Annotated in this window: 9 protein-coding genes and 1 rRNA gene; 9 read left to right on the top strand and 1 reads right to left on the bottom strand. The window is 71.4% G+C overall.

All coding sequences use genetic code 11. The features are described from left to right. The first annotated feature begins 7 nt into the window (after window positions 1–7). The 9 genes from rrf to QWM81_RS16485 all read left to right on the top strand — a co-directional run bounded on the left by rrf (window position 8) and on the right by QWM81_RS16485 (window position 7106). A 5S ribosomal RNA gene (gene rrf, locus QWM81_RS16525) occupies window positions 8–124 on the top strand. 62 nt (window positions 125–186) lie between these two features. After that, the gene (locus QWM81_RS16520; RefSeq protein WP_290112761.1) at window positions 187–831 is read left to right on the top strand and encodes an HAD family hydrolase; all 645 of its coding nucleotides are present in this window, start codon (window positions 187–189) and stop codon (window positions 829–831) included. 42 nt (window positions 832–873) lie between these two features. Then, on the top strand, window positions 874–2037 hold the full coding sequence (locus QWM81_RS16515; RefSeq protein WP_290112760.1) for an MFS transporter: 1164 nt from the start codon (window positions 874–876) through the stop codon (window positions 2035–2037). Continuing rightward, the gene (locus QWM81_RS16510) at window positions 2006–3181 is read left to right on the top strand and encodes an acetoin utilization protein AcuC (protein ID WP_290112759.1); all 1176 of its coding nucleotides are present in this window, start codon (window positions 2006–2008) and stop codon (window positions 3179–3181) included. Before QWM81_RS16515 ends, QWM81_RS16510 begins: the two co-directional genes overlap by 32 nt. 140 nt (window positions 3182–3321) lie before the next feature. Then, on the top strand, window positions 3322–4137 hold the full coding sequence (locus tag QWM81_RS16505; protein ID WP_290112758.1) for a phosphatase: 816 nt from the start codon (window positions 3322–3324) through the stop codon (window positions 4135–4137). 128 nt (window positions 4138–4265) lie between these two features. Beyond that, window positions 4266–4478 (top strand): helix-turn-helix domain-containing protein, encoded by a 213-nt coding sequence (locus QWM81_RS16500; protein WP_064070100.1) that lies wholly within the window; start codon window positions 4266–4268, stop codon window positions 4476–4478. Between the two features lie 151 nt (window positions 4479–4629). Next, window positions 4630–4728, top strand: coding sequence for a 30S ribosomal protein bS22 (locus QWM81_RS16495; protein ID WP_003948845.1), 99 nt, complete (start codon window positions 4630–4632; stop codon window positions 4726–4728). Between the two features lie 159 nt (window positions 4729–4887). Next, window positions 4888–5961: an NAD-dependent epimerase/dehydratase family protein gene (locus QWM81_RS16490; protein WP_290112757.1), complete on the top strand. Its 1074-nt coding sequence runs from the start codon at window positions 4888–4890 to the stop codon at window positions 5959–5961. Window positions 5962–5978: 17 nt separating this feature from the next. After that, window positions 5979–7106, top strand: coding sequence for a lysophospholipid acyltransferase family protein (locus QWM81_RS16485; RefSeq protein ID WP_290112756.1), 1128 nt, complete (start codon window positions 5979–5981; stop codon window positions 7104–7106). 58 nt (window positions 7107–7164) lie between these two features. Here the strand turns inward: QWM81_RS16485 and QWM81_RS16480 are convergent, their stop codons facing one another. Continuing rightward, complete coding sequence (locus tag QWM81_RS16480) at window positions 7165–8340, bottom strand: DUF5667 domain-containing protein (protein ID WP_290112755.1); 1176 nt, start codon at window positions 8338–8340, stop codon at window positions 7165–7167. Window positions 8341–8362 lie beyond the last annotated feature (22 nt).

Raw genomic sequence — 8362 nt, 5'->3', positions numbered from 1 at the left:
ATAGTGTTTCGGTGGTCATAGCGTTAGGGAAACGCCCGGTTACATTCCGAACCCGGAAGCTAAGCCTTTCAGCGCCGATGGTACTGCAGGGGGGACCCTGTGGGAGAGTAGGACACCGCCGAACAATTATTGTGGGAAAGCCCCGCACCTTCTGGTGCGGGGCTTTCCTGCGTTTACGGTGGTGTCATGCGCTATGAACTCGTCATTTTTGACAACGACGGCGTGCTCGTCGACAGCGAGCCCATTTCCAACACCCTCCTCGCCGGGTACCTGACCGAGCTTGGCCACCCCACCTCGTACGAGGAGTCCTTGCGGGACTACATGGGGGCCGCCATGCATCGCGTACACGACCTCGTCCTGGAGCGGACCGGGCAGCGGTTGCCGACGGACTTCGACGAGACGTTTCACGCCCGCGTGTTCGCCGCGTTCGAGCGGGAGCTGGAGGCGGTCGCCGGGGTGAGTGAGGTGCTGGGGAAGCTGGTCGCGGAAGGGGTGCCGTACTGCGTCGCTTCGTCGGGGAGCCATGAGCGGATCCGGGTGGGGCACCGTAAGACCGGGCTTGACCGGTGGTTCCCCGAGGACACCGTGTTCAGCTCGCAGGACGTGGGGCGCGGAAAGCCGGCGCCCGACCTGTTCCTGTACGCCGCCGAGCGGATGGGTGTGGCGCCCGAGCGGTGTGTCGTCGTGGAGGACAGCCCGCTCGGGGTGCGTGCGGCGCTGGCTGCCGGGATGGATGTGTACGGGTTCACGGCGATGACGCCGGCGGAGAGGCTCGTGGGGGTGAAGGGCTGCTTCGATGACATGGGGGAGTTGGTCGGGCTTCTCGCGTGATGAGCTACCCAGCGGTAGGCAGGCCGCCTACGCTGTGCCGCCATGACGGATGCGCGGTCGCGGCGTGGGCGGGGCTCTCTGGCGGTCTCCTTCTTCGTGCAGGGAGTGACCTTTGCCCTGTTGGTGACGCGTATCCCCGCCATTCAGGACCGGTACGGGATATCCGACGCGTTGCTGCCGGTGTTTCTCGCGGCAGTGCCGGTCCTCGCGGGTGTCGGCAGCGTGCTCACCGGGAAGCTGGTCCGCCGGGTGGCGCCGAGCGTGGTGCTCCGGTGGGCGCAGCCGGTCGTGCTGCTGGCGTTGCTGGCGCTCGGGGCCGGCGAACGGCTGTGGCATGTCGGGGTCGCGCTGGGCGTGTTCGGGCTGGCGGTCGGGGCGCTCGACGCGTCCATGAACATGCTCGGGGTCAGCCTCCAGAGGGCGTACGGGCGCAGCATCATGCTCGGGTTCCACGCGGCGTACAGCCTGGGCGGGATCGTGGGGGCCTCGCTGGCGTGGGTCGGCGCGCACGGGGAGCTGGCGCTCGTCGTGTCGTACCTGCCGGTCGTCGCCGTGCTGCTGCCGGTGGCCCTGGTGGGGAGCCGGTGGTACGTGGAGGGGGAGCCGGGGCGTGGTGGGCCGGTCGGGCGTTCGGGCGGAGTGCTGGTGCCGCTGTGCCTGGTGCTGATGTTCGCGTACATCGGCGATTCCACCGTGGCGAACTGGAGCGCGAAGTATTTGGCGGACGTGCTGGGCGGTTCGGAGGAGCTGGCGACCGTTCCGTACAACGCCTATATGGTCACGACCCTGTTGGGGCGGGCCGTGGGTGACCTGGCGGTGCGGCGGTTCGGGGCGGTGGCCGTGGTGCGGGGCGGGGCGGTGCTGGCGGCGGCCGGGTTCGCGGTGGTGGCCGGGGCGCCGGGGGCGTGGGCCGGGGTGGCCGGGTTCACGGTGCTGGGTCTCGGGCTGAGCGTGGTGGTGCCGCAGGCGTTCGCGGCGGCGCGCAGTGATGCGGAGGTGGCGCGGCTGAACGTCTTCAACTACGTCGGGTTCCTGGTGGGATCGCCGTTGGTGGGGGCGCTCGGGGACGCGTGGAGCTATCGCGGGGCGATGCTGCTGCCGCTGGTGCTGGTGCTGGTGATGTTGCGGTACGCCACGGCGGTCGGCGGCGAGAGGGCCCTATACGGTGGCGGGCATGAGCGGCCGCGCACTGTTGATGTGGGATGACGGACTGACCGGGTACGACTTCGGGCCGGGCCATCCGATGGATCCGGTACGGCTCGCGCTGACCATGGGGTTGGTCCGGGCGTACGAGCTGGATCGCCGGGTGAACGTGGTGGCGGCCAAGCCGGCCGGTGATTCCACGCTGCGGCTGGTGCACCGGGAGGACTACGTGGCCGCGGTGCGGGCCGCGTCGGCGAACCCGAGGGCGGCGGACCAGGCGTACGGGCTGGGGACCATGGACGACCCGGCGTTCCCCGGGATGCACGAGGCGTCGGCACTCATCGCGGGGCAGTCGGTGGGCGCGGCGGACGCGGTGTGGCGTGGGGACGCCGCTCACGCGGTGAACTTCGCGGGCGGGCTGCACCACGCGATGCCGGGGTCGGCGGCCGGGTTCTGCGTCTACAACGACGCGGCCCTGGCGATCGCGCGGCTGCTGGAGCTGGGCGCGGAGCGGGTGGCGTACGTGGACGTGGACGTGCACCACGGGGACGGGGTGCAGGCGGCGTTCTGGGAGGACCCGCGGGTGCTGACCGTCTCGTTGCACGAGCACCCCGGGACGCTGTTCCCGGGCACGGGTTGGCCGGAGGAGACGGGCGCCGCCGGGGCGGCGGAGGGCGGCGCGGTCAATGTGGCGCTGCCGGCGGGGACGGGCGACGCGGGGTGGCTGCGGGCGTTCCACGCGGTGGTGCCGGAGCTGTTGGCGGACTTCCGGCCGCAGGTCCTGGTGACGCAGCACGGGGCGGACACCCACTTCGAGGACCCGCTCGCGCACCTGGCGGTGTCGCTGGACGCGCAGCGGGCGGTGCAGGCCGCGTGCCACGAACTGGCGCACGCGTACGCGGACGGGCGGTGGGTCGCCCTGGGCGGTGGCGGCTATGCGGTGGTGGACGTCGTACCGCGGTCGTGGACCCACCTGGTGGGGATCGCGGCGGACGCTCCGGTGGAGCCCGAGTCGGTCATCCCGTCGTCGTGGCGGGACGAGGTGTACGCGCGGACGCGGCAGTTGGCGCCCGGTCGGATGACGGATGGGCGGTGGCCGGTGTCGTGGCGGGCCTGGGACGAGGGGTACGACCCGGCCGACCGGCTGGACCAGGCGGTGCTGGCGACGCGGCGGGCGGCGTTCCCGCTGCGGGGGCTGCTGCCGTAGGGGGCGGCCGCGGGAAGCGAGCCCGGCCGGGCCGCGCCGCGGGTCGTGTTCCTCGCGCGTTCGAGCGGCGGTTACGCCAACTGTGCGGCGTCCTCCCGGTTTTGGCGCCCGGCCCGGGCAGGTGCGGCAGCATCGGCAGGGTGCTGAGTACCGGGGCGCTGCGCGCGCATCTGCTGGCGGCCAGGCTGGCCGGCCCCGTGGCAACCTCGCGGGAGGAGAGCCTGCGGAGCTACCGGCTGTTCGCGGCTCGCGATCCACGGGTGACGCTCGGGCTCGACCCCGAGTGGAGCTGGGACGAGCGGGCGCTGCTGCGGCTGATGGCCGACAAGTGCGGGGTCTCCGGCGACCCCGCGTACCGGTCCGGGCCCGACGTCATCGACCCGGAGCGGACGCTGAGCGCGCTCGACGCGTTCGCCGCTCGGCTCGGGGAGGCGGCCCGGCGGCGGGCGCCGGTGCTGTTCGGGACCGGGCATCCGCACCGTCTGCTGGGGTTCTACGCCGGCCTCGCAGACGCTTTGTCGGCGGCCGGATGTCTCGTTCTCACACCGTCGCAGGGCAGATCTGTCGACATAACGACCCGGTTCGGCGTACGTACGTACAACCTCGACTACGTACGAGGAGTCGCGGTGGTGCGGGAACCCGGGGCCGAAGGCGCCGGTTGTGAGACCGGCGCACACACCCATTCCCCCTTGCCCGTCAGGGTCGCTCTGGAGGGTCTCGCGGACGTCGGCGAGCCCCTGCCGGAGCTGGTCGTCGGCGACCACGGATGGGTCTGCGGAGCAGGTCAGCTGGGCTTTGAGGCCATCGGCCTGGCCGACACGGACGACCCCGCGCTGTTCGTCGGGGAGGCCGAGGGGCGCGTGTCCGTCGCCGTTCCGCTTGATGACGCGGTGCGGTCCGATTACTACCGGCCGCTTACTCGCTATGTACTCAATCGAGCGTGTCTGTCACGGTAGGCGGCGGATGGCTGCTCCTCTTCCCCACTCGTATCACCCGCCCCTAGTCTGGTGAGTGAGCGCACCGCGACGAAGAGTCACCGGAGGGGAAGCCGGTGGGCGTTGTGGGCGGAAGGTACAGGTGGGTCATGGCTGCTGCTGGCGAGAGGCCTCTCAACGAGGTCAAGTTCCTGACCGTGGCGGAAGTCGCCTCGGTGATGCGAGTGTCGAAGATGACCGTGTACCGCTTGGTGCACAGCGGTCATCTGCCGGCGATCCGGGTGGGCAGGTCATTCCGGGTTCCGGAGCAAGCGGTTCACGAGTACCTCCGTGAGTCCTTTGTGGGGGTGGAGACCGCTTAGCGGTCGTCGGGAGAGTCCCACGTACCCCTCGGATTACAAGCTCGGCGCTCTGGCCGGTAGGCTAGGCCGACGTAGGTCGTGTGGGCCCAGACGCCCCGCACCGAGATCCCCGCTGATGCGGGGGTGTTCCGAGAAGTGAGCGAGGGTAGTCGTGGGCTCTGTTATCAAGAAGCGGCGCAAGCGGATGGCCAAGAAGAAGCACCGCAAGCTGCTTAAGCGCACCCGCGTTCAGCGTCGCAACAAGAAGTAAGCGACGGCTGTACGTGCGCCATTCGCGGCCCTTCCACCGGTTCCGGTGGGAGGGCCGCGGTGTTTCCCGCGCCGCCCCCGGGGGTGCGGCGGTCATTACAGCGCCACACCGACCCGCTACGGTGGCGCATAGGCGAGGACCGAACGGAAGGCGCTGATCTTGGGCAAGGTCGTGCTCGTCACCGGCGTGGCCCGGCAGCTCGGCGGCCGGTTCGTACGCCGCATCCAGCGGGACCCCGAGGTGGACCGGGTGATCGGCGTGGACGCCGTCCCACCCGCGCACCAGTTGGGCGACGCGGACTTCGTCCGTGCCGACATCCGCCAGCCCGCCATAGGGCGGGTCCTGGCCGAGTACGGGGTCGACACCGTCGTCCATATGGACGTCACGGGGACGCCGCTGGGCGCCGGCGGCCGGACCGCGGTCAAGGAGACCAACGTCATCGGCACCATGCAGCTGCTCGGGGCGTGTCAGAAGTCACCGACGGTCAGCCGGCTGGTGGTGAAGTCCAGCACGAGCGTGTACGGCTCCGCGCCCCGCGACCCGGCCGTCTTCATGGAGACGACCCCGCCGAAGTCGCTGCCGAGCGGCGGCTTCGCCAAGGACGCCTGCGAGGTGGAGGGGTACGTGCGGGGCTTCGCGCGCCGGCGGCCCGATGTGGCGGTGTGCGTGCTGCGCTTCGCCAACATCCTGGGCCCGAGCGCGGACTCGCCGCTCGCCGAGTACCTCTCGCTGCCCGTCCTGCCCACCGTCTTCGGATACGACCCGCGGCTGCAGTTCGTCCACGAGGACGACGTCATCGAGGTGTTGCGGATCGCCGCGCACGAGCCCCGGCGGTCCACGCTCAACAGCGGCACGTTCAATGTGGCGGGCGACGGCGTGCTGACTCTCTCGCAGTGCTCACGGCGGCTGGGGCGGCCGACGGTGCCGGTGCTGCTGCCGGCCGTGACCTGGGTGGGTCAGGCGCTGCGTACGGTCGGTGTGACGGACTTCTCGCCCGAGCAGATCCGGCTGCTGACGCACGGTCGGGTGGTCAGTACGGCGCAGATGCGCGAGACGCTCGGGTACGAGCCGAAGTACACGACCGCGGAGGCCTTCGAGGACTTCGCCCGCAGCCGCGGGCCGGGCCTGCTGCCGCCGGGGGCCCTGGCCGGGGCGGTCGACCGGATCGCCGCGTGGGCGCTGCCGCTTCCCGGCGGTGGCGGCGACGCGAAGACGACTCACAGCGCCGGATGAGGGAGCGCGATTCAACGATGGCGGACGCCAAGGTCATTCCGTTCGACGACGACCGGTCGCGCGCGGGTGCGCCACGCTGGGGGCGACGGCGGCCCGGTACGGGCGGTGGCCGCCGCAGCGGCGAGAAGGGCGCCCCCACGGCGGCCGGCGAGCCCGGTACGGCCCCGGGTGGCGCCGGTGCGCGTGACGCGGCGGTGAGCCCGCTGCCGGGCCGCCCTGCCGATGACGCGGTCCCGGGCGCGGAGCAGCAGGACGTGAAGCGGGGCGCGGGCGGGGGCCAGGGGTCTGCCGGAGGCGGCGTGGAGCGCGACTGGGAGCGGCGGATCGCGGGTGGTCTGGCGTTCCTGCGACGGCGTATCACCGGCGAGTACGAGGTCGACGAGTTCGGGTACGACGAGGATCTGACCGACCAGGTCCTGATGTCGCTGCTGCGGCCGCTGTACGAGAAGTACTTCCGCGTCGAGGTGAAGGGCATCGAGAACATCCCGGCCGAGGGCGGGGCGCTGGTGGTGGCGAACCATTCGGGCACGCTGCCGCTGGACGGGCTGATGATGCAGGTCGCCGTGCACGACAACCACCCGGTCGGACGGCATCTGCGGCTGCTGGCCGCGGACCTGGTGTTCATGCTGCCGGTCGTCAACGAGCTGGCCCGCAAGGCGGGGCACACGCTGGCGTGCGCGGAGGACGCGGAGCGGCTGTTGCAGCGCGGTGAGGTCGTCGGGGTGATGCCGGAGGGCTTCAAGGGCATCGGGAAGCCCTTCAGCGACCGCTACAAGCTCCAGAGGTTCGGCCGGGGCGGTTTCGTCTCGACGGCGCTGCGGGCGGGGGCGCCGATCGTGCCGTGCTCCATCGTGGGGGCGGAGGAGATCTACCCGATGCTCGGCAACGCGAAGACCCTCGCGCGGGTGCTGGGGATTCCGTACTTCCCCATCACGCCGACCTTCCCGTGGCTCGGGCCGCTGGGGATGGTGCCGCTGCCGACGAAGTGGACGATCCAGTTCGGGGAGCCGATCCCCACGGACGGGTTCCCGCCGGAGGCGGCGGAGGATCCGATGCTGATGTTCAACCTGACGGATCAGGTTCGGGAGCAGATCCAGCACACGCTGTACAAGCTGCTGGTGCAGCGGCGGTCGGTGTTCTTCTGAAACACGTGGTGGGGGTGCCCTCCTTGAGGAGGGCACCCCCACCAGCGGACCGTCTCGTCTACCGCGCGTCTCCCTGGTCCATGCCCAGGCCCGGGAGGATGTCCGGGATCAGCGGCGGGATGGTGACGTCCGGGGCCGGCGCCGGGGGCTGCTGGCCGCCCGAGGCCGGTGGCGGCGTCGACGGGTCCGGTTCGAGCAGGCCGCCCGTGTTGCCGCCGATCAGGCCGTCGTCCTGCGTCGGGCCGGAGCCGGACGGGCCGGGCTTGGTGGTGCTGCCCGAAGGGCGGGATTCCGGCGTGGACGGCGAGCCGTCGGACGGACCGTGGCCGGAGGAGTCCTCGGTGGCATCCGGGCGGCCGGAGCCCTGGCCGGTCCTCGCCGGGGGCTGCGGCAGCTTGGACTGGAGCGGTCCGACCTCTTCGTCTATGGCGGCGAAGACGTCGCTCACCTGGTCCCGTACGTCGGTGAGCTGGGCGGGAAGGCGGTCGCGCAGTCCGTTCCACGCTTCACGGTGGTTGCGCGCGAAGGAGTTCAGCGTGGCCATCGGGGCGAGGATGCCGTCCCGCTCGTACGCCAGGCGCAGCAGCCGGTGGCCCTCGGAGGCGTCGTGCTGCATGCCGTTGAGCGCGCGCCGGATCTCGCCCAGGGACTCGTGGTCCAGCGCCCCTGACCTGTCCCGCTCCATGAGGCGGCGGACCTCGCTGAGCCGGGTGGAGGCCTGGTCCAGGTAGATCTCGCCGCGGTGGGCGTCATCGTCCGCCAGACCGAGCTTGAGGTCCTCCATGCCGCGTTTCAGTCCGTACAGCGAGTCACCGGGAAGGGCGTCGGAACTGGCAGCGGCCACCCCGCTGAACGCGCCCGCCGCCACCCCGACCGTGAGGCCGCCGGCGGCGAGCCCCTTCGACCAGCGTGAACGCGGACGGAGTTTCCGCAGCGCGGTGGCCCGGTGGGCACCCCGCCCGGCCGATGCCCGTTGCTCCGGGACCGTAGGGCCCCCGGCCGCCGTGCCCTCCTGAAGCATCGCTTCCATGGCGGCGACGAGCTGGGCTCGCTGCACCACCTTCACCTCGGGGTCCAACTCCGGCTTCGGCAACTCGCCGAGACCGCTCGCCAGGGCCAACAGCCGACCCTGCTCGGTCCGTTCGACCGGCGCTTCGGGCTGCTCGGACGCCTGCTCTTCCAGGGCCTGGGCGAAGGCGTTCGCCCGCCGGTGCGCCGATACGTTCGCGATCACTGGCGGCACCTCCTCTCGTCAT

Source organism: Streptomyces ficellus (genome assembly GCF_030406405.1).
Lineage (GTDB): Bacteria > Actinomycetota > Actinomycetes > Streptomycetales > Streptomycetaceae > Streptomyces > Streptomyces ficellus_B.
Note: the sequence above shows the minus strand (reverse complement) of the source record. Positions and strands in the feature narration are given on the sequence as shown.